At 44.1% G+C, this 24,783-nt stretch carries 13 protein-coding genes; 7 read left to right on the forward strand and 6 right to left on the reverse strand.

The window, feature by feature from the left end; genetic code table 11:
* Positions 1 to 64: 64 nt before the first annotated feature.
* From NBH01_RS18165 to NBH01_RS18175, 3 genes are read right to left on the reverse strand one after another with little or no spacing between them, the layout of a single operon-like run.
* Positions 65 to 1,228: a glycoside hydrolase family 76 protein gene (locus NBH01_RS18165; RefSeq protein ID WP_022470868.1), complete on the reverse strand. Its 1,164-nt coding sequence runs from the start codon at positions 1,226 to 1,228 to the stop codon at positions 65 to 67.
* 34 nt (positions 1,229 to 1,262) lie between these two features.
* On the reverse strand, positions 1,263 to 2,210 hold the full coding sequence (locus NBH01_RS18170) for an endonuclease/exonuclease/phosphatase family protein (RefSeq protein WP_022470867.1): 948 nt from the start codon (positions 2,208 to 2,210) through the stop codon (positions 1,263 to 1,265).
* 58 nt (positions 2,211 to 2,268) lie between these two features.
* The gene (locus NBH01_RS18175; RefSeq protein WP_022470866.1) at positions 2,269 to 4,551 is read right to left on the reverse strand and encodes a GH92 family glycosyl hydrolase; all 2,283 of its coding nucleotides are present in this window, start codon (positions 4,549 to 4,551) and stop codon (positions 2,269 to 2,271) included.
* Positions 4,552 to 4,760: 209 nt separating this feature from the next.
* Between NBH01_RS18175 and NBH01_RS18180 the strand changes: the two genes are divergently transcribed.
* From NBH01_RS18180 to NBH01_RS18210, 7 genes are all read left to right on the forward strand, one after another.
* Positions 4,761 to 8,798: a hybrid sensor histidine kinase/response regulator transcription factor gene (locus tag NBH01_RS18180; protein WP_061473577.1), complete on the forward strand. Its 4,038-nt coding sequence runs from the start codon at positions 4,761 to 4,763 to the stop codon at positions 8,796 to 8,798.
* Between the two features lie 472 nt (positions 8,799 to 9,270).
* Positions 9,271 to 10,635, forward strand: coding sequence for an IPT/TIG domain-containing protein (locus tag NBH01_RS18185; RefSeq protein ID WP_008766945.1), 1,365 nt, complete (start codon positions 9,271 to 9,273; stop codon positions 10,633 to 10,635).
* 23 nt (positions 10,636 to 10,658) lie between these two features.
* Positions 10,659 to 13,784 (forward strand): SusC/RagA family TonB-linked outer membrane protein, encoded by a 3,126-nt coding sequence (locus tag NBH01_RS18190; protein WP_008766944.1) that lies wholly within the window; start codon positions 10,659 to 10,661, stop codon positions 13,782 to 13,784.
* A gap of 17 nt (positions 13,785 to 13,801) precedes the next feature.
* Positions 13,802 to 15,781 (forward strand): RagB/SusD family nutrient uptake outer membrane protein, encoded by a 1,980-nt coding sequence (locus tag NBH01_RS18195; RefSeq protein ID WP_048698578.1) that lies wholly within the window; start codon positions 13,802 to 13,804, stop codon positions 15,779 to 15,781.
* Positions 15,782 to 15,803: 22 nt separating this feature from the next.
* A complete protein-coding gene (locus NBH01_RS18200; protein ID WP_048698579.1) occupies positions 15,804 to 16,772 on the forward strand; it encodes a BT_3987 domain-containing protein in 969 nt (322 codons plus the stop codon).
* Positions 16,773 to 16,802: 30 nt separating this feature from the next.
* Positions 16,803 to 18,449 carry a LamG-like jellyroll fold domain-containing protein gene (locus NBH01_RS18205; RefSeq protein ID WP_055229979.1) on the forward strand — a complete coding sequence of 549 codons (1,647 nt, stop codon included), beginning with the start codon at positions 16,803 to 16,805 and terminating at the stop codon, positions 18,447 to 18,449.
* A 19-nt stretch (positions 18,450 to 18,468) separates the two neighbouring features.
* Positions 18,469 to 20,046, forward strand: coding sequence for a glycoside hydrolase family 76 protein (locus tag NBH01_RS18210; protein ID WP_032850584.1), 1,578 nt, complete (start codon positions 18,469 to 18,471; stop codon positions 20,044 to 20,046).
* Between the two features lie 132 nt (positions 20,047 to 20,178).
* On the opposite strand, the gene NBH01_RS18215 is transcribed toward NBH01_RS18210, so the two are convergent.
* The 3 genes from NBH01_RS18215 to NBH01_RS18225 all read right to left on the reverse strand — a co-directional run bounded on the left by NBH01_RS18215 (position 20,179) and on the right by NBH01_RS18225 (position 24,774).
* Entirely contained in the window at positions 20,179 to 20,448 is a 270-nt protein-coding gene (locus tag NBH01_RS18215) for a hypothetical protein (protein ID WP_008762730.1), read from the reverse strand.
* Between the two features lie 670 nt (positions 20,449 to 21,118).
* On the reverse strand, positions 21,119 to 22,675 hold the full coding sequence (locus NBH01_RS18220) for a sulfatase (protein ID WP_055229895.1): 1,557 nt from the start codon (positions 22,673 to 22,675) through the stop codon (positions 21,119 to 21,121).
* A gap of 17 nt (positions 22,676 to 22,692) precedes the next feature.
* The gene (locus NBH01_RS18225; protein WP_225679439.1) at positions 22,693 to 24,774 is read right to left on the reverse strand and encodes a Sip1-related alpha-galactosidase; all 2,082 of its coding nucleotides are present in this window, start codon (positions 24,772 to 24,774) and stop codon (positions 22,693 to 22,695) included.
* Positions 24,775 to 24,783: the final 9 nt, after the last annotated feature.

Below are 24,783 nucleotides of genomic sequence, written 5' to 3' on the forward strand. Positions count from 1 at the left end.
AGTGTTTTGGTTATATTCATGGTAATTGTTTTTTTAATTCATGTAAGGGTTAATAATCAATGTTTTATTTCTCGATTTCAGCGAACAGCTCGATCAGGCAGGCATTATCGAGCAGCCATTTATAAGGTTCCTCGTTATGTCCCGACCAGTCTCTGCCCAGTAATCCGTTGGCATCCCGGTAGTTTCTCCATGCGTGGAGCGCGTTCTCTGCCATCGCACGGACATAAGTCGGGTTGTGGTCAATCTTCTCCAGCGCCTTGAAGCCTCTGAACAGAATCACGTTAAACCACGACATATCCTTGTGTACCTTGACTGACGGGTCTTTCTTATCTGCTTTCGAACGGAAAAAGGCATCGGTTCCCGCGGCTGTCTTCTGGGCATCGCGCAAGTAATCCTTGTCTCCTGTCTCTTCGTACAGCAATACGCCTGCCTGAATCATTTGTCCACTGTTGTAGGCGTACTTGTCTTTCGAGACTTTCCCTTTCAGGTTGATATTGTCCCAGTAAAGGAAGTCGTCGGGATCACACAAGTGTTTTCTGGTCCATGCGTAAGTTTCCTTGGCCTTGTTCAGATACTTTTTGTCCTTCGTCAGACGATATAGCTTGACGCCGAGTACTGTTGACGGGGCATTGGAGCAGGTGTGCTTCGCTTCTTTCTGCTGTTCGCACCAGAAGATTCCTCCGCCCAGTTCGTTACTCCAGCCGCTGTAGATGTATTCGTACAGGGCAATGGCCTTTTTCAGATAGTCGGCCTTCTTTGTGAGGCGGTAGTAGTCGCAATAATCCAGTGCGATCCAGATGTTGTCATCGTAGTAGCGTCCATGCTGACCGTATTTGACTGGGTACGACTGATAACATGCCGGAAGTCGTTCTCCGTCCCAGTACTGTTCCAGTCCCGGCAGGATGCGCTTTTCCAGTATCGTCTTGTACTTCTTGTCTCCGGTAGCCTGGTACATGGCTACGCAACCGGACATCATCCCTGAGTAGGGCCACAGAAAGGAGGCCTTCAAGGTTCCGTTCTGCTGTGCTCCGCCCGCCAGATAAGTGATTTTCTGGTCGGGATTCACGGGATATGTTTCGGTAAGCAGCCCGTCTTCCGTCTGATATAAATTCAGAACATTGTCGAGGATAGAGTCGGCAATGGACACGAAAGGATGATTTTCCACCGTTTTTCCGGAAGCGGAAGCGAGGCAAAACAACATACAGGCTACAAAACATATATTTCTCATATGGGTATCAGATTATTTAATGAAGTATTCGGGGTTATTTTTGCTGACGTTGGTCAAACACCAATTCCACTTTTACAGGGAAATGGTCGGATGGCGTACGTGCTTCATAAGCCTTAATGGTGATCTCTTCCGGACAATCTCTCACGTCCTCCTTTTTACTGTTTTCCCGTACACTCCGATAGGTATCTGTCAGCACACCGTATCTCTTGACGTGGAAAGAAGGTGAAACGAAGATATGGTCGATGCGGCTTTCGGTAAAACTGTTCGGATCGAAGTTGTTGAAAGTTCCGTTGAGCGCATATCGGTAGTCGCACTTCTCGTAAGAATCGCAGAGGACGCCTTTGCTGACAAATGCGTCGTAGGACTGGTGGGTCTGGTCGACGTTGAAGTCTCCCGTCAGGATAGCCGGCAGATTCTTGCCTCTTCCCAGTTCTTTCATCTTTTCCTGTACGAGGAAAGCGCTCTCCACACGGGCTTTCTTGCCGATGTGGTCCATGTGGAGATTGAAGAACAGAAACTCGAAACCGGTATCTTTGCATTTGAAGTGACCCCAGCTGCAAATACGAGGCAATACGGCATCCCAGCCTTTGCTCGGCATGTCCGGAGTTTCCGACAGCCAGAAATCTCCTTTCTCTACGATGTCGAATTTGTCGGTGCGGTAGAAGATAGCGGAGTGTTCGCCTTTGTCTTTACCGTCGTCGCGCCCTACACCGATATAGTCATAGCCGGGAAGGGCTTCTTTCATGTCTTTCAGTTGGTGAAGGAAGCATTCCTGTGTGCCGAAAATATCGAAATCGTGATATTGCACGATCTGGGCAATCACCGGATAACGCTGTCCCCATCCGTCTCCACGGGCGGAGTCGGAACCGTTGGCATTTCTCAGGTTGTAGGAGGCAACGGTGAGCGAAGTAGGCTGATAGCTCTGGCAGTTGCAGAAGACTATCGCTGCAAGAACGATAAATAAAAGGTTTCTTAGTTTCATGTTTTCTTTAGTTTGTTTGGATTAGATCATTCATTAAAGCATTCAAAAGTACGACATTTTATTCAAATGAAAGGGAATACGGAATATCTTTTTCAGTCGTTCCCCGCTGTTTGTTCGGCGTAGGACTCATCTGATACTGGATATTCGCTCCTTTCAGTAATTGGTCGTGCGTCAGATAATTGCGGGTGAATACCTTGCCATTTACCTTCATATCCTTCACATAACGGTTGTCGGTGTTATTGTTGTTCGCTTTTATTGTGACGGTTTTTCCATTTTCCAGATGCAGCTTGGCTGATTTGAAAAGGGGAGTTCCCAGAATGTACTGATCTGTTCCCGGACAAACGGGGTAGAATCCTAAAGCCGAGAAGACATACCAGGCAGAAGTCTGACCGTTGTCTTCGTCACCGCAATATCCGTCGGGGCCTGCCGTGTAGAGCTTGTCCATGATTTCACGAACCCAGTGCTGGGCCTTCCAAGGTTCTCCCGAATAGTTGTAAAGATAAACCATGTGCTGGATAGGCTGGTTGCCGTGAGCGTACTGTCCCATGTTCATTACCTGCATTTCACGCATTTCGTGGATCATGCCACGGCTTTCCATACCCTGTTTGCCCGGAATGACAAAGACGGAATCCATCATGTTGTTGAACTCTTTCTTGCCTCCCATTAGGTCTATCAGCCCTTGCGGATCATGGAATACGCAGAAACTCCAGTGCCAGCTGTTGCCTTCGCAGAACTCGCCGCTCCAGTCTACTGCATCAAATTTGGGGTTGAACACACCTTTGTCGTCTTTGCCCACCATCAGTTTGCGTTTCGGGTGGTAGACGTTCTTGTAGTTCAGTGCACGTTGTTTGAAGATGTCGATTTCGCTTGCCGGTTTGCCCAGTTTCTTGCCTAGCGTGTAGATGGTCCAGTCGTTGTACGCATATTCCAGCGTGCGTGCAACATTCTGTCCTATACCGATATTGTTGGGGACATAACCCAGTTTGTTGTAGGCGTCGTATGCAAGGCGGCCCGAAGCTGTGCCGCGGAGATGGGCGTTTGCGTCATGTTTCAATGCTTCCCAAAGTGTTTCGATGTCATATCCGCGCAGTCCTTTGATATAAGCGTCGGCTACTACGGAAGCAGAGTTGTTGCCGACCATACAGTCACGGTGTCCGGGACTTGCCCATTCCGGAAGGAATCCGCTTTCAAGGTACGCATTGACCAGTCCTTCCTGCATCTTCTGATTCATGGACGGATACATCAGGTTCAGGAATGGGAACAGACAGCGGAACGTATCCCAGAAGCCGGTATCCGTAAACATATACCCCGGCAGCACTTTTCCGTTGTAAGGGCTGTAGTGTACGACCTGTCCTTTGGCGTCTATTTCATAAAAACTGCGTGGGAACAGCATCGAACGATAGAGGCAGGAATAGAAAGTGCGCAGATTGTCGATATTATCGTCTTCCACATCTACTTTGCTCATTTCACGGTTCCAGATGTCTTTTCCTTTAGTGACCAGCTGGTCGAAACTATCCTTGCCCAGTTCTTTGAGATTCAGTTCCGCCTGCTCATAACTGATAAAAGAAGAAGCGACACGTGCGTGAACGATCTCCCCTTTCTGGGTAGCGAATCCGATGATCGCTCCGGTATGGTTGCCCTGAACTTCTGTTTCGTTCGGGAGAATGTTGTTCTCTTTCACGCCGGAAGTAAAGGTAAACGGTTTGTCGAACTGGATGACAAAGTAATTCTTGAAGTTCTCCGGCACTCCGCCGCTGTTCTTGGTAGAATAACCGATGATCTTGTTTTCTTCCGGAATCACCTTTACATAAGAGCCTTTGTCGAATGCGTCGATAACGACATAAGCGTTCTTGGTTTCCGGATACGTGAAACGGAACATAACGGCACGCTCCGTCGGAACGAGTTCCGTGGTAACGTCGTGGTCTGCGAGATACACCTTATAATAATAAGGTTTGGCAATCTCCGCTTTGTGCGAGAACCAGCTGGCGCGTTGGTCCTGGTCGAATACCAGTCCGCCTGTGATCGGCATGATGGAGAACTGACCGTAGTCGTTCATCCACGGGCTGGGTTGATGTGTTTGTTTGAAGCCCCGGATTTTGTCGGCATTGTAGGTATATGCCCAACCGTCGCCCATTTTACCGGTTTGCGGTGTCCAGAAGTTCATTCCCCACGGCAGTGCCGTAGCCGGATAGGTATTTCCGGTCGATAACTCAAACTTGGACTGCGTTCCTACCAGCGTGCTGACATAGTCTACCGGATTCTTGACGGCAGAAATTTGCATGCTGTACAACACCGCACCTCCAATAAATAACAGGTGTTTAAATGAAAAATGTGTTTTCATGAACAAATGAATTTATGAATAAAATTAGTTTCTGTGACGAAAATAGAGAGAAAAGGAATGCCGCTACCGGAAGTCGAAATACTAAATCGCCCTGTGGCGCTATAATTAACCAAACTGGCACGCATTCTTACATATATTCTGCGCCAAAAAAGTGCTGGAAAGTTTTTTTGTTTACCTTTGTCATATTGCAAATCTAAGGATTCTATGCCATGAAAAAACATTGTATTTTACTTTTCTTCTACTGTCTTAATCTGCTGATGAATACAGCCGGCGCCTATAATTTGAAGCAGGTTGCCGACAAAGAATATATGTCCAACAGCTCTATTACTTCTCTGTGCCAGGACGACAAAGGACTGATGTGGATCGGCACTTGTGACGGACTCAATATCTATGACGGTCAGGAGATCGAAGAGTTTAAGACCCGTGACAAGGAGGATTACTTATCCGGCAATCAAATTGATAATATTATCTATACCGGCAACGATACTTATTGGTTCCAGACCTATTATAGCCTGATTCGTCTGGACCGTAAAACGAACTCCATTACACGCTTTAATGAGTTTCAGAAACTCTTCTTGATGAATAAGGATAATCATGGCACCTTGTTTATCATTAAAGACACCAACTGCATCTATTATTTTCATAAGAAGGAAGGCATCTTTAAGAAAATCAATGTGACTGGTATCCCGATATCGGATGTCATTACTTTCTTCTTTGATAAAAATAACCGTATGTGGGTGATGATGAAAGGGTATAATCGGTGTTATGACCTGCAACAGGACCCTCTGACGGAGAATATCACTTTAGTATCGCAGAAAAGCGGTTTGGATCATCACACGCCATTGATTTGTAGCTTTTACGATGACGCCGCCGTTTACTACGTGGATAAAGAATACAATCTCTATGCCTTTCATATTGAGAGTAAAAAGAATGAATTTATAGCTAACCTGGGAGCGAACATACAGGCGCATGACAAGATTTCCTCCATTGTTAAATATCATGATAGCTTTTTTGTCGGCTTAATGATGGACGGTGTTCTGACGTTGGAAAAACAAAAGGGCAGCGGTGAATATCAGATTCAGACCTTACCTATAAATAGCGGAACATTCAGCCTGATAAAAGACCGCTTTCAGGATGTTGTCTGGATTGGTACGGATGGGCAGGGCGTTTATCTTTACTCAAATCCTCTTTATTCTATAAAATCGGTGGTACTGAATAACTATACCGAAAAGATAGAACGGCCCGTGCGTGCTTTGCTGCTTGACAAGGAGCGTACTTTTTGGATCGGTACCAAAGGGAATGGAATACTTAAAATTTTTGATTATGAGGTACAAAAGAATATCTCGGACTGCCGCTCGGAGATACTGACAACATCGAACAGTGGTTTAGGCAGTAATGCGGTCTACTGTATCAGAGAAAGTAACCGTAACTTGCTATGGATCGGTGATGAAGAAGGACTGAACTTTTATTCGTATCGTGAACGCCGTATCAAGAAACTTCCTCTCTGGATTGATAATGAGGAATTCAAATACATACATGATATTTATGAAACGGAGGACTCGGAATTGTGGCTGGCCAGTGTGGGGATGGGAGTAGTCAGAGCGCGTATCGGAGGTACACCGGATCATCCGGTTCTTGAAAATGTGCAACGATATGTGGTCAATGGCGGAGAATTCGGCTCTAATTACTTCTTTACGATCTGCAAGGGGGACAGTCTGAACCTGTTGTTCGGCAATATGGGATACGGGGTATACCGCTTCAATGAAACGATCAACGGATTGGAACCGCTGACCACTCATAAGTATGAGAATATGAACTTGAACAAGGTAGTACCTATTATAAAAGATGATGCGGACAATTATTTGATCGGTACTACTTATGGAGTCATCAAGTATGCCTCAGAAAACTCTTATCAACTGTTTAATGCGAAAGACGGTTTTCTGAACAGTACTATTCATGCCATTCTGAGGCATTCGTCCGATAACTTCTGGCTGAGTACGAATCAGGGATTGATTAATTTTGATACCAAAAGAAATGTATTCCGCTCTTACGGCTTTGGCGACGGGCTTAAAGTCGTCGAATTTAGTGACGGAGCTTCCTACAGAGACCCGCAAACGGGTATACTGTTTTTTGGAGGAATCAACGGCTTTGTAGCTATTCAGGCAGACGGACGTCCCGAACAGCTTTATATGCCTCCCATCTACTTTGACAAACTCTCTATCTTTGGAGAACAATACAATCTTGGAGAGTTTATCACCCGTAAAAAAGAGAATGAAGTACTGAATTTGAAATACGACCAGAACTTCTTTGCCGTTTCATTCACCTCTGTCGATTATCTGAACGGAAATAACTGCACCTATTCTTATAAACTGAAAGGATTGAGTGACCAGTGGATTAATAATGGTAAAGAAAGTTCTGTCTCTTTCACGAACATGGCTCCCGGTGAGTATACGTTATTGGTGAAGTACTACAATAGTGTATTCGATAAAGAAAGTGAAGTCTATTCTTTGTTGATACGGATCGGTGACCCGTGGTACGCCTCTTGGTGGGCGTATCTCATTTATTCTTTATGTCTGCTTATGATAGCCGCCATGCTGGTACGTTCATTCATTCTCCGCACCAAACGGAAAAAGCAGGAACTGCTGAATGAAATAGAGAAACGCCATCAAAAGAATGTATTTGAGTCGAAACTTCGTTTCTTCACTAATATAGCTCACGAGTTCTGTACCCCGTTGACTCTTATCTACGGTCCTTGCGGACGTATCCTTTCATCAAAAGGACTCAGTAAATTCGTAGTCGATTATGTTCAGATGATTCAGACGAACGCGGAACGTTTGAATAACCTGATTCACGAACTGATCGAATTCCGCCGTATCGAAACCGGAAACCGGGAAGTGAGGATCGAAGCCCTGAATGTATCTTCCTTAATGAAAAATACGGCAAAAACCTTTGTCGATATGGCTAAATCCCGGAATATCACGTTCCTGAGCAAGATACCCGAGCAAGTTTCCTGGAACTCAGACAAAGGTTTTCTGAATACTATTATTATCAATCTGATATCCAATGCCTTCAAGTATACTCCGGATGGGAAAAGTATCAAAATAGAAGTGGATACCAACGATGAAAACCTGCTGGTTCTCCGGGTTGCCAATGAGGGAAGTACGATTAAAGAAGAAGACTTTCAATATGTTTTCAACCGTTATGCTATCCTGGATAGCTTTGAAAACCAGGATGAAAAGAACTTCTCCCGTAATGGGCTGGGACTTGCCATTTCCTACAATATGGCGAAATTGCTGAATGGTACGCTGAAAGTGGAAAATACGCCTGACGGCTGGGTATTGTTTACTTTGTCATTGCCTCCGCTGGAAGTGACTACCGGCGTATCGTCTTCTAAACGAATCACTTCGGAATACATTCCAAAAATAGAGTCGCAACTGGTGCTGAAACTTCCTCACTATGAATTTGACAAGATGCGGCCTACATTGCTGGTGATTGATGATGAACTGGAAATGTTGTGGTTCATCGGGGAAATCTTCTCTAACGATTTTAATGTGGTCACCCTGCAGGAGCCGGAACGGGTGGAGCAGGTATTGAATGAAGTTTATCCGAATGTGATCATTTGCGATATCATGATGCCGGGAGTTGGCGGTATCGAATTGACGAAACGGATTAAGTCGGTGAAGGAAACGTCACATATACCTATTATTATGGTTTCCGGCCGGCATGAAATGGAACAGCAGATGGCTGCACTTTCTGCAGGAGCCGAGATGTATATCACCAAACCGTTTAATGCCGAATATCTCCGTATCTCTGTTTGTCAGATGTTGGAACGTAAGGAAGTACTGAAGGATTATTTCAGTTCAGCAATCAGCTCTTTTGAAAAGACAGATGGTAAACTGACACATAAGGAATCGAAAAAGTTCCAGCAATCTGTTCTGAAGATTATCAATGACCACATTCAGGAGAAGGAACTGACTCCCCGTTTCATAGCCGATCATTTGGCTATCAGCGTTCGCAGCCTTTACCGGAAAATGGAGGAGATGGGGGAAGAAAGTCCTACGATTATGATTAAGGAGTGTCGTTTGCATGTAGCGAAAGATTTGCTGCTGAAAACGAAAAAGACGATTGATGAAATTGTATTCGAAGCCGGATTCTCTAATAAGGTCACTTTCTTTAAAGTATTCCGTGAAAAGTACGGATGCACGCCAAAAGAATTCCGGACCAAACACTTGGAAGAAGTGCAATAATCAGTCCCTTCTGTTGACTGTCTGTATAGCATAACGAGACTTTTTCCGGAAGGTGAAGAGTCTGATTACACTGAGAGAATATGCTCTATAGCAGGTTTGTAAGCGAGTAAATGTCTATGCCAAAAAAGTAAATAAGAAGTTCGTTTTCCTGTTATCGATATTCTGAATCTTATCTCAGCCTTCATTGCGGGGAATTTAACTTTTAAAGAAAACCGGAATATTATCAAATCATGCCAAAATAGTAAATATCCCTGCCGTGTGGCATAAAACACGAAGAAGGAAAACTCAGAATTTTGGCAAACACGCTAATTTTGCTGATGCAATAAAGAAGCAGGAATATATATAATATGTTTAACTAAATATCTCATGAAACTATGAATCAACAACACGATCCTCCACTTAATTTATTTAAGTATGCAATGATTCCTTTTTACCTTTTATTTCATTTTGTTTGAATTAAATTTAATATCTTATGAAACCTAATTTATTTATGAAGCGTAAGCTTGAAATCGGACTTACCTTATTAATAGGGATGTCTGCCTTTTGGGGTTGCAACAATGACTTGGCTCCGATACGCCAAAATCAAGCCTTACCTCCCGATTTGAGTAAACACTCTGTTTTCGAAAGTTTCTCTCCCGACAGTGGTGGTATCGGAACACAGTTAATCATCCGTGGAAAAAATTTCGGTTCCGATCCAAGTTATGTGAAGGTCACTGTAAATAACAAGGAAGCAGCTATTGTAGGAATGGACGATGAGGTAATCTATGCCATCGTTCCCGCACGTGCAGATACAGGTTATGTTCGTCTGTTTATAGGTAAAGACGAAAATATAGAAGAGTATGCTTCCGAGACAAAATTCCGTTATCAGTTTAAGCGTAATGTGACGACGATGGTGGGACAACACGGTATGAATGGTCGTGAGGACGGCAGTTATGCTGCTTCCAAGCTGCAGAGAACCTGGTTTTTGCTGACTGATAAAGACGGTTCGGTATTCTTTATAGATGAAGGACGTGGTCAGACACAGAATGGTGCTTTGCGCCGTGCACGTAATGGTGAAGTGGAAACTTTGGTGCAGTGTTCCAGCGGTCCGTTTCAGTCACCTACCTGTCTGGCGTTCAGTCCGGCTCAGGACACTCTTTATATCTCTCAGTATTCCTATACGGATGAGAGTAATACCAAGACTGACTTCAATATTATTTATGTAACGCGCGAAGGTGGATTCGTGGATGTAAGAGGACTTTGCAGAGCGAAGAAAGTCGGCACTACAGGACTGGCAGTACATCCCAAAACAGGGGAAGTGTTCTTCTGTAATAAAGGTACTGGCTATGTGTATCGTTTTGACGGACCGAGTTACGAAGACTTTACCCCTCTCTTCCGAATTAACAATGCAACGGAAATTGAAACCCGTATGACTTTTAATACCGAAGGTACGATCCTTTATGTAGCGGTATGTAACCGCCATTGTATCTATCAGGTTCCTTATGATGCTGCTACACATACTTTTGGGAATCCGGTTCTTTTTGTCGGCGCATGGGATGAAAGTGGCTATATCAATGGTACAGGTGCGACTGTCCGTCTGAATAAGCCGGAGCAGATGGCATTTGATGAAGACGGAAATATGTTTGTTCCCGAACGTAATAACCACATTATTCGTAAAATCACACCGGCAGGTTCCGCTTCTCTGTACGCCGGCCAACCCGAGCAGAGTGGATTTGGTGACGGTTTGCCCGAAGAAGCAAAATTCAATCAGCCCGAATGTGTGACGGTTTATCCGGACAACTCGGTCTATGTGGCTGACCGCGATAACCATGTTATTCGTCGTGTGACAGTAGAATAAATAATCTATAAAAAGAATTATCCATGAATAATATTCAAAAATGTATCGTATTACTCTTGACGGTAATGCTGCTCGTGCCTGATAGTGCATGGGCACAGGAGAGCAAGCAGGAATTTGTAATCAAGGGGGTAGTGGAAGATAATCTTGGTCCTGTTGCCGGTGCGTCGATTGTTGCTAAAAATCAGCCGGGCGTCGGTACGATTACCAACTTAGATGGAGAGTTTACCATAAAGGTGGGAGCTTATGATGTACTTCAAGTGACTTTTATTGGTTATCAGACAGTTGAAATTCCTGTGTTATCGATCAAAGACCGGAATAATCTGAAAGTGAAAATTGTAGAAGATAACCGTAAGATTGATGAGGTGGTGATTACTGCCAGTGGTATCCAGAAGAAAAAGACCTTGACCGGTGCCATTACCAATGTTGATATCAAACAGTTGAATGCTCCGGGAGCTAATCTTTCGAATGCATTGGCAGGTGTTGTACCGGGTATCATAGCGATGCAAACCAGCGGTGAACCGGGTGAAAATATGTCAGAGTTCTGGATCCGTGGTATGAGTACATTTGGTGCCAAGTCAGGAGCTTTAATACTGGTGGATGGAGTAGAACGTAGCTTTAATGAGATTCCGGTAGAAGATATTGAATCATTCTCAGTGTTGAAGGATGCGTCGGCAACTGCCATTTACGGACAACGTGGTGCAAATGGTGTTGTCCTGATTACTACCAAACGTGGTGAAAAAGGGAAAGTGAAGATTAATGTGAAAACCGGTTTCAGCTGGAATACTCCGGTGAAGGTTCCTGAATATGCAAATGCTTATGATTGGGCGAGTTTGGCTAATGAGGCTTTGGAAGGACGTTATGAAAGCCCTCTGTATACAAGTGAAGAGATGAATATTATCCGGTATGGACTGGACTCTGATCTTTATCCGAATGTAGACTGGAGAGACTTGATGCTGAAAAGTGGAGCTCCCAGCTATTATGCCAATATTAATTTCTCCGGTGGTAGCGATAATGTACGTTATTTCGTATCGGGACAGTATACCAGTGAAGACGGACGTTACCGTACTTCCAGTTCTGAAAATAAATACAATACAAATACGACGTATGAACGTTGGAACTATCGTGCGAATGTAGATATGAACTTAACCCGTTCAACGATATTGAAAGTGAGTGTAGGCGGATGGTTGGTTAACCGCAATTCTCCACAGAGCGATGCGGATGATATCTGGAAATCCTTTGCTTACTATACTCCGCTGTCTTCTCCGCGTAAATGGTCTACAGGTCAATGGCCGGTTGTTAATGGCATGACTACGCCTGAGTATCAGATGACTCAAACCGGATATCGCACTATTTGGGAAAGCAAAGTAGAAAGTAGCGTTGCTTTGGATCAGGACTTGTCGTTTATAACGAAAGGCTTGAAATTTTCCGGAGTCTTTGCTTTTGATACCTATAATAAGAATACCATCCGTCGTTCTAAAGCGCAAGAGTTGTGGTCTGCGGAATATTCTCGTGACGCAAACGGTAATCTGGTGTTGAAGAGAGTACAGAATGCTGCTGCAATGTCTCAGACAAAAAAAGTGGAAGGAGATAAACGTTATTATTTGCAAGCTTCTTTGGATTATAGCCGATTGTTCGCTCAGAAACATCGCGTTGGAGTGTTTGCTATGGTCTATCAGCAAGAGACTACTGACGTCAATTTTGATGAGAGTGATTTGATGGGATCTATTCCTCATCGCAACTTGGCTTATTCAGGACGTTTTACTTATGCTTTCCAAGATAAGTATATGGCAGAATTTAATTGGGGTTATACAGGTTCCGAGAATTTTGAACATGGAAAGCAATTTGGCTTTTTCCCGGCCGTATCTGCCGGATGGGTGGTTTCGGAAGAATCGTTTGTGAAGAAAGCGATGCCGTGGTTGGATCTGTTTAAGATTAGAGCTTCTTATGGTGAGGTGGGTAATGACCAGTTGAGAACTAGCTTGACCGATGATAAGGCACGTCGCTTCCCTTATATATCTTTGGTAAGTACGGATGATGGAGGATCGTATACTTTTGGTGAATTTGGTACTAACAAAGTACAAGGTTATCGTATTAAAACACTGGGAACATCGAATTTGACCTGGGAGGTTGCCAAGAAGTATGATATCGGTGTGGATTTCAGTATCTTTAATGGGAAAGTCACCGGAACAGTAGATTACTTTGTTGATAAACGGGATGATATCTTTATGCAACGCAATCAAATGCCGCTGACAACCGGTCTTGCCGACCAAACACCTATGGCCAATGTAGGTAAGATGAAATCAGTCGGATGGGATGGAAATATCGCTTTCACCCAGCAGATTGGACAGGTGAGTCTGCAACTCCGTGGTAATTTTACTTATCAGAAAACTGATATCCTGGATATGGATGAGGCCGCCAATGAATTATGGTACAAGATGAATAAGGGTTTCCAATTGAATCAGAGCCGTGGTTTTATCGCCCTGGGTTTGTTTAAAGATCAGGAAGACATTGACAGAAGTCCTTCTCAGGCATCTTTGGCTAACAAAACAATACTTCCGGGAGATATTAAATATAAAGATGTGAATGGTGACGGAGTCATCACAACGGATGATGAGGTACCTTTGGGATATCGTCAGCAGCCGGGACTTCAGTATGGTATCGGCTTGAGCGCCAGTTGGAAGAACTGGAACTTTAGCATGCTTCTCCAAGGAACCGGTAAATGTGACTTTTTCGTAGGCGGCAGTGGACCTCATGCTTTCCATGACGGTCGTACAGGTAATATTCTGCAAGTTATGGTAGATGGTAATCGTTGGATTCCAAAGGAAATTTCGGGCACGGAAGCTACGGAAAATCCGAATGCCGACTGGCCTCGCCTGACTTATGGAAACAACAATATGAACAACCGAGCATCTACGTTCTGGTTGAAGGATAGAAAATATCTGCGCTTAAGAAATGTGGAACTTTCTTATGACTTTCCTCAGGTATGGACACGCAAGTTCCTTGTGAGTAATCTGCGTCTTGGATTTATCGGACAGAACTTGTTTACTTGGGCACCGTTTGACTGGTGGGATCCAGAAGGTACAAATGAATCGGGAAGTAGCTATCCGATTAATAAAACTTTCTCCTGTTATCTTCAATTTAGCTTTTAAATCAAAAACTACGAATTATGAAAAGAATACTTTATACCATATTGCTGGCTATAGGTACATTGTCCTTCTCGTCATGTACCGATTATATCAATGTGGACAAATACTTTTATGATCAGGTATCTTTGGACTCCGCTTTCTCCAAACGTGTGTATGTGGATGGATGGTTGTCGAGTGCATACAGTGTAATGGATTATATTGGTGAATATAGAGAACCGTTCCGCTGGGCTAGTGATGATCTTTACCATCCGGACATGAAGGATTATGTGGAAGGAAACTATAGTGCTGATAATCAATTGAGCGATAAAGATCAAAATGAGTCACGACTGTGGAAATATTATGAAGGTATCCGAAAGGCATCTACTTTCATTCAGAATGTAGATCGCTGTTCGGAACTGACGATGGATGAAATAGCCGATATGAAAGGACAGGCACGTTTCTTGCGTGCTTATTGTTACTGGGCTTTGATACGCGTCTATGGTCCCGTACCTTTGATTCCTTTGGAAGGACTGGATGTGAATCTTTCTTATGAAGAACTTTCCTTGCCACGAGAGCATTTTGATAATCTGGTTGATTTTATAGATCAGGAATTGGCTGAATCAGCCCGTTCACTACCGACTAAAAGAACGGTCAACAATCTTGGACGTCCGACTCGCGGAGCTGCATTAGGACTTCGTTCACGTGTGTTGCTTTATGCGGCCAGCCCGCTTTTCAACGGAAATACGGATTTCTTTAATGTGAAAGACTGCTATGGTAATCAATTAGTGTCTCAGACTTATGATGAAACAAAGTGGGCGAAAGCGGCGGCAGCTGCTAAGGATGTGATTGAATTGGCTAAGGCTTCCGGTCTGTATGAACTGTATGTTGTAGCGCCGAAAGCGACCGTTCTGCCTTCACAACGTCCTCCTCATAATGCACTTTATTCGGATAAGAACTATCCGGAAGGTTGGGCGGACGTAGACCCGTTACTTTCTTATAAGTCCAACTTTGACGGTACGATTCTGGGATCGAAAAATCCGGAACTTATATTTACCCGGACAAGAATTGGAACAGGACATATCAATGACTGGGCTTACCAATCTACGCCAAAGACTTTAAAAGGAAACAATCGGTTGGCTGTTACTCAGAAGCAGGTCGATGCGTATGCGATGAACGACGGACGTTCTATCACAGAGGCGGAAGCTACCGGTGATTACGTAACCCAAGGTTTCACTACACAGGCGTATGCTGTGGCGAATCCTTTCCTGCCGGCTAAGGTGAATTTGATGTACAATAATCGTGAACCACGCTTCTATGCGTCCATCGCTTATAATGGTTCGGTTTGGGAAGCTTCCAGTGCTTCTGAATCTGAATTCCGCGATCAACAGATATTCTATTATCGTGGTCTGAACGATGGCAAACAGGGATTTAAGGAAGAATGTCCACTGACAGGAGTTACTTTAAAGAAGTTTTATAATTCGGAAGACTCACGGACTGAAGGCGGATATCTGGTTGATAAAACAGAGATGACCATTCGTTATGGTGAAATTCTTCTGATTTATGCCGAAGCGTTGAATGAGTTGACTTCGGGACAAGTTTACCATCTGACTACCTATACCGGAGCTGATGTAGAGATTCAGCGCAGTGTAGATGAAATGCGTTATGCTATCAAACGTATCCGTATGCGTGCCGGAGTACCTGACTATTCAGAGGAGACTTATAATAACCCGAACGATTTCCGTGTGAAATTGAAAAGAGAACGCCAGATAGAGTTATTGGGTGAGAATAGTATGCGCTACTTTGATTTACGCCGTTGGAAAGATGCTATGACAGAAGAAAACCAGTTATTGCAGGGGTGTAACATTAATATCAGTGATGATGAAACGCGTATTGCTGATTTTTATAAACAGACTATCATCACCTCGGTACACAAAGTGTTTGAACAGAAAATGTATTTGTGGCCTTTCCCGACTTACGAGCTGAAACGTAACGTGAATATGACGCAGAATCCTGAATGGTAAAACTAAATAAAATTGGCTTATTATGAAAAAAATAATATCTATATACGGAATAATGGGAAGTCTGCTGATCGCTATGCTGCCCGGAGTTTCTTCATGCGATAAATTGGAAGATGAATTATTCAAGAAGAATACATATATCATTCATAATGGTTGGCAGGATTACTCATTGGAGGTAGCTGATGATAATACCACCGTACTTCCTGTATATTTCGGAGTAAATGGTACATCGGGAAATGATAAGGAAATTCATATAATGATGGAAGTTGACCCGGATACACTGGATGCGTATAATAAGGACAAGTATAAGAGCCAGACGGATTTATATTATAAAATATTGCCGGAAGGAACCTATACGTTTGATGCCGATTCATGGAATATTAAAAGTGGAGAATTGAATGCGGCGGCTTATATCCATATCGACTTGAATAAGATTAGAGAAGTAGGCAACTTGTATAATGATTATGTACTTCCCTTGCGCATCACTTCTTCTACAGGAGAAGAGATGGGAGCGAATAAATATACGAAAGTATTGGCACATATCGGTTTCAAGAACGATTATTCGGGTATTTATAGTGGTAAGGGCGTTGTGACACAACAGGGAACAACTTATACGACTGAAACGACCAGCACACAACTTTATGCAATTAATAATAATACCTGCTATATGTTTGTGGGCGAGAAGACACGTTCCAACACTACGGACTATCTGAATTATGTGGTTGAAATAAAACGTGATGATTTCGGAGACATAACGTTAACCAGCCATGTGGATGGATTGAAGTTTAAACCTTATAGTGCCAAACTCAGTCGTAAATATACGTATAACTATACAGACCAACGTTATTATACAGAAATTACTACCATTGAATTGGCTTATGAATATCAGGACTCTGCACAGGGCGAATCATTAATGATGTCGTTCGAAGGTACTTTCTCTATGTCAAGAGATGTATTGAGAGTAGACTATCCTAATGTAGACGTAGAAGAGTAATTTACCTTAGTTATAATATATATGAAAGTGATGAAATACTTCGTTCTCGCATCATTGCTTTGTCTTAGTGCATGCGGCGATGATAACGACAACAAAAATAATGAGACACCCCAGAATCTGGCAGAGCTAACCGTTGACGCCAGTGAAATCAGTATCGCACAGGGGGATACCAGAACCGTAAAAATTACGTCCGGTAATGGCGAATATGAGGTGACTTCGGCAAACGAAGAAGTGGTGACGGCAGAAGTCGATGGTGATATAGTGACACTGACAGCTGTAGAAGGACATAACAATGCTCAGGGTGTAGTATACGTGAAAGACAAGTACTACCAGCGCGCTAAGATTTTGGTTAACACGGCGGCAGAGTTTGATCTGAAGTTGAATAAGACGTTATTTACGCTTTATTCGCAGGTGGAAGGCGCCGATGAAGCTTTCGTCAAAATCTATACAGGAAACGGAGGTTATTCGCTGGAAGTGATAGATGAAAATAATTGTATCGAAGTCGATCAGTCTACACTTGAAGACTCGGAATCATTCACCGTGAAAGGCATCGCCCAGGGAAATGCCGAGGTCAAGATAACCGACCGGAAAGGAAAAGAAGCCTTTGTGAATCTGAATGTGATTGCTCCTAAACAGATTACGACCGACGCTGATGAAAAGGGTGTACTGATCAATGCTAATCAAGGTTCTCAGCAAGTAAAGATTTTGAGTGGTAACGGAGAGTATAAAATACTTGATGCCGGCGATACGAAAGTAGTCCGTCTCGAACTTTATGGTAACGTAGTGACAGTGACCGGAAGAAAAGCCGGCGAAACTTCCTTTACGCTGACTGACGCCAAGGGACAGGTATCGCAACCTATTCAGGTGAAGATTGCACCGGACAAACGTTGGTGTATGAATCTGGGAAGAGACTATGCCGTGTGGACGCATTTCGGAGAAATGACAGGCGAAGGAGTAGAAGCATTGAAAGCTGCGACCAACGATTTCAAATTGAAGAAGATGACCTGGGAGCTGACTTGCCGTATCGATAATACTTATTGGTTGCAGACCATTATGGGTAAAGAAGGTTACTTTATTCTCCGTGGCGGTGACGATGGTGAAAAAGGCAAAGAAGGCGGTAATCAGTGGAAAGTCATTGACCTGGTAGGGACAGGCGATAAATTACAACTGAGAACAGGGCATAATGCGATTAAGCTTGGCGAGTGGATGCATCTGGCTTTGGTGGTAGACTGTGACGTAGCACAAAGTAATCCGAGTGAAAAGTACAAGCTTTATATTAATGGCAGCAGAGTTGCCTGGGGAGAAATAAAGAGGAATGATCTCAATTTCTCAGAAATAGATCTTTGCGCAGGAAATGATGGAGGAAAAGTATCCATTGGTAAGGCTAGTGATAATAATCGTTTCTTGGGCGGAGCTGTACTTGAAGCACGTATCTGGTCTGTATGCCGTACGGAAGCGCAACTGAAAGCCAACGCATGGGACTTTGTGGAAGAAAACCCGGAAGGTTTGTTAGGACGCTGGGATTTCTCTGCCGGTGCACCGGTTGCTTACATTGAAGATGGTACTGACTCCGATCACGAGTTGTTGATGCATGTTTGTAAGTACGACAGCTTCAATGCTACAGAATTCCCAATGAGCAGATTCGGGGAAGCTCCTATCGAAGTACCTTTTAAGTAATCTCTAAATTTGAAGAAAAATGAAAGCAATATTCAAACTGTTTATATTGAACTTCTTGGCTTTGGCATTACTTCCATCTTGTAGTGATGATGATCAGTCAAACTCAGAACAGAATGATCCCATCAGTGGCAATATTTCTCCGGTAGGTTCATTTTCCGTAGAAGCTACCAATAACGAGAATGAACTTCTGGTGAAATGGACCAATCCCAGTAATCGCGACGTGGATATGGTAGAACTCTCTTACAGGGACGTGGAAGCGAGCTTGTCTCGTGCTACCGACTTCTCGCCGGGACATATCATCATACAGGTAGAACGTGATGTTACACAGGAATATCTGTTGAAAGTTCCTTATTTTGCTACTTACGAAGTTTCTGCCGTAGCTATCAGTAAAGCCGGCAAGCGATCGGTACCCGAAAGCCGTATTATGATGCCTTATCATGAAAAGGTGGATGAGCCGGAACTGAAACTGCCGGAAATGCTGGACCGTGCACATTCTTACATGACTTCTGTCATTGGATATTATTTCGGCAAGAGTTCCAGAAGCTGCTGGCGTGGTAATTATCCTTATGATGGAAAAGGTTATTGGGATGGTGATGCGTTAGTTTGGGGACAAGGTGGCGGTCTTTCGGCATTTGTCGCTATGCGTGATGCAACCAAAGAGAGCGAAGTGGAGAATATCTATGGCGCAATGGATGATATGATGTTCAAAGGAATACAGTATTTCTGTCAGCTGGATCGTGGAATCCTGGCTTATTCTTGCTACCCGGCTGCCGGTAACGAACGTTTTTACGATGATAACGTATGGATCGGGCTCGATATGGTCGACTGGTATACGGAAACGAAAGAGATGCGTTATCTGACACAGGCAAAGGTGGTATGGCGCTACCTGATCGATCACGGTTGGGATGAGACTTGCGGAGGAGGCGTGCACTGGAGGGAGTTGAACGAACACACTACCAGCAAGCACTCTTGCTCTACCGGACCTACTGCTGTGATGGGCTGTAAGATGTATCTGGCAACTCAGGAACAGGAATATCTCGACTGGGCGATCAAATGTTACGACTATATGCTGGATGTATTGCAAGACAAGTCCGACCATTTATTCTATGACAATGTACGCCCGAATAAGGATGATCCCAATCTGCCGGGTGATCTTGAAAAGAACAAGTATTCTTACAATTCCGGACAGCCGTTGCAGGCAGCCTGTCTTTTATATAAGATTACCGGCGAACAGAAATATCTGGATGAAGCGTATGCGATTGCTGAAAGCTGTCATAAGAAATGGTTTATGCCCTATCGTTCCAAAGAACTGAACCTTACTTTCAATATTCTTGCTCCGGGACATGCCTGGTTCAATACGATCATGTGCCGCGGATTCTTTGAACTTTATTCTATAGACAATGACCGTAAATATATCGATGATATCGAAAAGTCAATGATTCATGCGTGGAGCAGTAGCTGTCATCAGGGTAACAACTTGCTGAATGACGATGATCTGAGAGGGGGAACGACCAAGACCGGTTGGGAAATACTCCATCAGGGGGCATTGGTTGAATTGTATGCCCGGTTGGCAGTATTGGAACGTGAAAACCGATAGTTGAATGATTCCCGTTTAGGGAAAATAAGAAAATAAAAAAGCCATCCCCGGAATAGACGAAGTAGGGATGGCTTTTTTTGTAGTGTGCTTACTATTGTTCGGCAGACTATGTTCCGTGAGTTTTTGGAAAGGTTATTCCTTGACAGGCTCAGCCGGTTTGTCTTTGGATGCAGTGTCAGTAACGACTGTATCGTTGACAATAGCGGTCGGTGCACTCAGTTCTGTCTTAACAGGTTCCTCGCTCTTGGTTACAGTATCTTTTACTACTGTATCATTAACGATAGCTGTTGCATTAACTTCTGCCAGGGCTGTCGCAGCTTCTGCAGAGTTCTGAGCCTTAACAAGGAATGAACCACCACAAACAAACATAAACATTGCTACTACTAATACTAATTTTTTCATAATCGTTTGCTTTAATGATTATTAAACATATATTTTCAATTCTCTCTTATGTGTTAAGGAATCGGTTGTTGCTTTATCTAACGGCTAATTAAAGATCAAAGTGCGTGCCAAAGACTGATGTACGCTATCAATGTATTGATTATAAGTGAGATATGTGAATGATGTACATTGTCTATTGTGTGGAAACGCATGGGGAATGTGTGGAAAATGGGGTGGGGAGTGTGGAATTATTCCACAATAGTCTGCTTTGTTACGTAAATAATAATAAGTAATGCAAGAATGGTTATGTTTCAATGAACCTATACTTAATGAGTAAAGAACTAAAGCATCTGAAAAACGAAAAGTAATGAACTAATTATCAGATTCCTGCAAAGTCTTTTATTCTCACCGCAATGAGAATAATTTCTCACTGCAATGAGAAAATTTTCTCAAAGGCATGAGAATTTTTTCTCATCGTGGTGAGAATTTTTTCTCAAAGGCATGAGAATACTTTGAGAATATAGTAAACTGTATTTGGCTGTGTATTAATATAATAATAGTTGTAGGCTTTCTGCTTTATACCAGTATTTGAGTAGCCTTAGAAACTATGTATTGGTAAAATGCATAGTTTTTCGTCTGTTTAGCTGGAATATCATGTTACTTGTTTGGAGCTGACTAAACTGGTGAATGATTACTCAATTTCGTCCGGCCAAAGACAAGGTTTACCCGTAGCTTTGACAATAGGACGTTGGGCATCAACTTTTCTCAAATAGGTTCCTAACTCTTTAGAAAGCCGTTTCACAATATCCGGATGTTGTGCGCTGAGATCATTACTTTCGCCTATATCATCGGGGATATTGAACAGTTCTTTTTTACCTGTACCATAGTAATAGATTAATTTCCAGTCACCGTTGCGTACGGCACAGTTAAAGTTGATTCCCGGACCGTCGTTTCCCCAGTTGTTGGGCATATTCCAGAAGAGGCTGCGTCCTTTGGAAGGATTTCCGGTCTGTTTCAGTAAAGGTATGAAGCTGATGCCGTCGATAGGCTGAACTGTCTTGTATTTTTTGATACCCGCCATTTCGAGTATAGTAGGATAGAAGTCTTCTATCAGCAGATAGTCATTGCATTTGCTGCCAGGGGCTACGACACCGGGCCAGCTGACGATCATCGGTTCACGGATGCCGCCTTCATAGGTGGAGCCTTTACCACTGTTGAGAGGATGATTCTGGGTGTGCAGTTTGCCGTCACGCCAATACGATTCGGCGGCAAGTCCTCCGTTGTCGCTCATGAAAATGATAATGGTATTGTCGGCTTCTCCGCTTTTTTCCAGCCAGTCCATCAGATCGCCCAGACTCTTGTCCATGCCTTCAATCAGTGTGGCGTATGCGGCTTCATGGTCGGTCATGCCTTTTTTCTTGTATTTGTCGTAGAAACGTTTGTCCTTGTCCAATGGGACGTGGATGGCATATTGGGACATATACAGGTAGAAAGGTTGGTTGTACTTCTTAGCTTTGTTCAGAGCTTTGATAGCTTCCAGAGTTAATGCTTCGGTGACGAAGGTCTCCGTACCCCAGTACTTTTCAAGTCCGGGAACGGCCATGAGTGATATTGGCTTTCCGTCTTTGTTGTGACCGTAATTCTCTTCTCCTAGATAGCTGGCGAGTCCTCCGGCAGCATGTCCGGCTATGTTTACTTCGAAGCCCCAGTGGTGCGGGTCTTCTCCCGGAGTGTCTATGGCACCGAAATGTGCTTTTCCGCAATGAATCGTATGATAGCCGCTGTCTTTCAGCAGTTGTACGAAGGAAGTTCCTACGAATGTGTTGTTGGTGCCGGGCACTTGGCTTACTCCGTTGTAGTTCCAGTCCGGCACATCCAGCACTTTGTCCTTGCGGTCTGTCTTTGTGTTCTTTTGCAGCGTCCAGTTGGTTACGCGGTGGCGTGCCGCGTTCGTTCCGGTGATGAGGCTGCATCGGGTGGGGGAACTGATACTGCTGGCATACGCTTGTGTGAACATCATGCCTTGTTTGGCAAGTCGTTCCATGTTGGGTGTTTCGTACAGCTTATTGTAATCTGTCTTTTGTGTCCAGAAGGGGAGTGAAGTGTCTTGCCATCCCATGTCGTCTACCATGAAAAGGATGATGTTGGGGCGTTTGTCCACACGCTGTGTCTGGGCGGACTTCTGTGCTTGCAGGCTGGTGGCAGCCAGTGGCACGAGTGCGAGGGGGAAAAGTAGTTTTTTGTTCATGGATTAATTATTTAGTGTTATTTCTTTATTTCAATTCTGCCGGCCTTTTTGATCGGTATGCTCCGTAATTCCTGTTTCCCGTGGGAGTCTGTCCATATTCTTAATGTACCGGTGCAGTGGACATCCAATATCAGCTTATCGGTAGTACGTTTGAGTATCTGTACAGTGGCAGGCGAGAGGTATTTCTCTTGTATGCCGATGACAGCCCAGCCTTTACGGATGGGGCAAAGATGGAACAGACTATCTGTAAATCCGGATAACTTTATTTTTTTTTCAGATGCGTTCAATACTTCGGCGCTCTGTTTTTCCCAGTTGAATGCGAGAGTGCTGTCGCAAGAAGAATCTGCGGATTTGCCGGTGCTTTCCCGTAACAGGTAATCTTCCCGTTTGACGAAACTTTCTACTTCCCGATAAGCGGGAGAAGTGTTCAGATTGTAGCAAATGACTGAGAGCGCTTCGTCTCCTGTAGGGGCATATACGCGGTAGGCTTTACCGCTTTGCAGGGGATTGGTCAGTATGGATTCCGGAGTCGGGACGGCGGGAGCTGCCGGACGGAATATCTTTCCGGTTTCATCAATCAGAGGGCGGATATTATCGGCAATAAATTCGCTTGGAGAGTCGGACAGGTAAACAGGTCCGCCGGAGACCGCTTTCGAACGTGCCATCAGACTGCCGCAAACGGTATCGCAGGAATGAAACATATCGTGGTCGGGCCAGACGGTCTGCCCCAGTATGAGTGTATTGGTATATGACTGGAACAGATGTGATTTAGCCATATCCTCGTCATATTTCTTATAGTCGATGCTGGCACGGGTTACGCTGCTGTACAAGGTATGATCAATGTTCAGCACATTTTGTGCCATGCAGTTCATCAGTCCCATTTGCATCCGATGTGTCTGATGTTCCAGGGCAAGATTGCAATCCTTAGCCTGTCGGATAACCTGCGTTCCGCCCATATAGAGCGGGAGGGTGAAAGATTGATTGTCTATCTTCAAGAAGTCAAATCCATACTCCTTCATGGTATGGACATAATATTCGTACCATGTTTCTATCTTTTCTGTACTGGTGCCGGGCAGTAAACTGCCGTTGTAGGAGTGTAGAACTTGCCGGATTTCCGGCGGAAAGTCATTCTCGGCAGAGATTCCCATCCAATAGCCGGAAAGGCTGTACCATAGCCCCATCCATCGGATTTTATCTGCTTGTTTGCGCTTCATGATGCGGCTCCATCCGTTCGGGAAACGTTTTTTGTCGGGGACGAGGCTGGTCAGTTGCCGGTTCTTGTTCGCTATGTGTCCGTCGTCAATTAAGACATAACGTACCGGTATGCCGGATGCTTCGATGGCATCGATATCGTTCAGTATTTTCGTTTCATCAATGTCATAATGATAATGTTCCCACGTACACCATCCCAGATAGTTGAAGGCATTGAAATACTCTTTGTCCGCTCTTTTGCGGAGGGCAGATACGGCTTTATCTGCGATTAACGAATCGTAGGCGTCACTGAATACATGGTAGATGGATGAAGATTTCCGGAAAATCAGGAGGGGGAGTCGGCCGGTCAGTGCATCTTCTCCTAGTGTGGAGACATACAATGTGAGCGTGCCGTCCTGATTAACCTGAAACCAGCTGAGGCTGTTGCTACCCGCAATGGCTTTGGCGAACAGATATTCTCCGTCTGCAAGTTCAAGGAGCAGTGCGTCGCCCGATGCGGACGGCAGGGCATTGGAAGGAATGCCTGCATAATCGCTCCGTGTGAGGTCTTCGAGATGGTTGAACATCCAAGGGAGCAACCGATTGGTGTTATTCGGCCATTGATAGTCGCCGGGGCGGGAATCACGGCTGAAGAATATGCCACGAACATACAAAGGAAGTGCAACCTTATACGAAAGAGTGCTTTGGTGTTCCGGCACTTGTTGTTCGTATAAAATGGGGGTGGATGGAGTATGGGTGTTCAGGTCGATGATTTCTTCCATCCGATAAGCTGCAACATCTTTGTATGTCTTCCCTTTATGGTAGATAAACGGGTTCTGTGCAGACAGCGATGCTTCCGCAAAGATGCCCGTCAATAGCCATAAACAGATGTGGATTATTCTTTTCATACCTTTTGT

Source organism: Bacteroides sp. B1-V-101 (genome assembly GCF_023656585.1).
Taxonomy (GTDB): Bacteria; Bacteroidota; Bacteroidia; order Bacteroidales; family Bacteroidaceae; genus Bacteroides; species Bacteroides thetaiotaomicron.

What these genes read in the sequence shown, in the direction of transcription:
- NBH01_RS18165 (WP_022470868.1), bottom strand. Translation starts at nt 1,228, where the DNA reads ATGAGAAATATATGTTTTGTAGCCTGTATGTTGTTTTGCCTCGCTTCC.
- NBH01_RS18170 (WP_022470867.1), bottom strand. Translation starts at nt 2,210, where the DNA reads ATGAAACTAAGAAACCTTTTATTTATCGTTCTTGCAGCGATAGTCTTC.
- NBH01_RS18175 (WP_022470866.1), bottom strand. Translation starts at nt 4,551, where the DNA reads ATGAAAACACATTTTTCATTTAAACACCTGTTATTTATTGGAGGTGCG.
- NBH01_RS18180 (WP_061473577.1), top strand. Translation starts at nt 4,761, where the DNA reads ATGAAAAAACATTGTATTTTACTTTTCTTCTACTGTCTTAATCTGCTG.
- NBH01_RS18185 (WP_008766945.1), top strand. Translation starts at nt 9,271, where the DNA reads ATGAAACCTAATTTATTTATGAAGCGTAAGCTTGAAATCGGACTTACC.
- NBH01_RS18190 (WP_008766944.1), top strand. Translation starts at nt 10,659, where the DNA reads ATGAATAATATTCAAAAATGTATCGTATTACTCTTGACGGTAATGCTG.
- NBH01_RS18195 (WP_048698578.1), top strand. Translation starts at nt 13,802, where the DNA reads ATGAAAAGAATACTTTATACCATATTGCTGGCTATAGGTACATTGTCC.
- NBH01_RS18200 (WP_048698579.1), top strand. Translation starts at nt 15,804, where the DNA reads ATGAAAAAAATAATATCTATATACGGAATAATGGGAAGTCTGCTGATC.
- NBH01_RS18205 (WP_055229979.1), top strand. Translation starts at nt 16,803, where the DNA reads ATGAAATACTTCGTTCTCGCATCATTGCTTTGTCTTAGTGCATGCGGC.
- NBH01_RS18210 (WP_032850584.1), top strand. Translation starts at nt 18,469, where the DNA reads ATGAAAGCAATATTCAAACTGTTTATATTGAACTTCTTGGCTTTGGCA.
- NBH01_RS18215 (WP_008762730.1), bottom strand. Translation starts at nt 20,448, where the DNA reads ATGAAAAAATTAGTATTAGTAGTAGCAATGTTTATGTTTGTTTGTGGT.
- NBH01_RS18220 (WP_055229895.1), bottom strand. Translation starts at nt 22,675, where the DNA reads ATGAACAAAAAACTACTTTTCCCCCTCGCACTCGTGCCACTGGCTGCC.
- NBH01_RS18225 (WP_225679439.1), bottom strand. Translation starts at nt 24,774, where the DNA reads ATGAAAAGAATAATCCACATCTGTTTATGGCTATTGACGGGCATCTTT.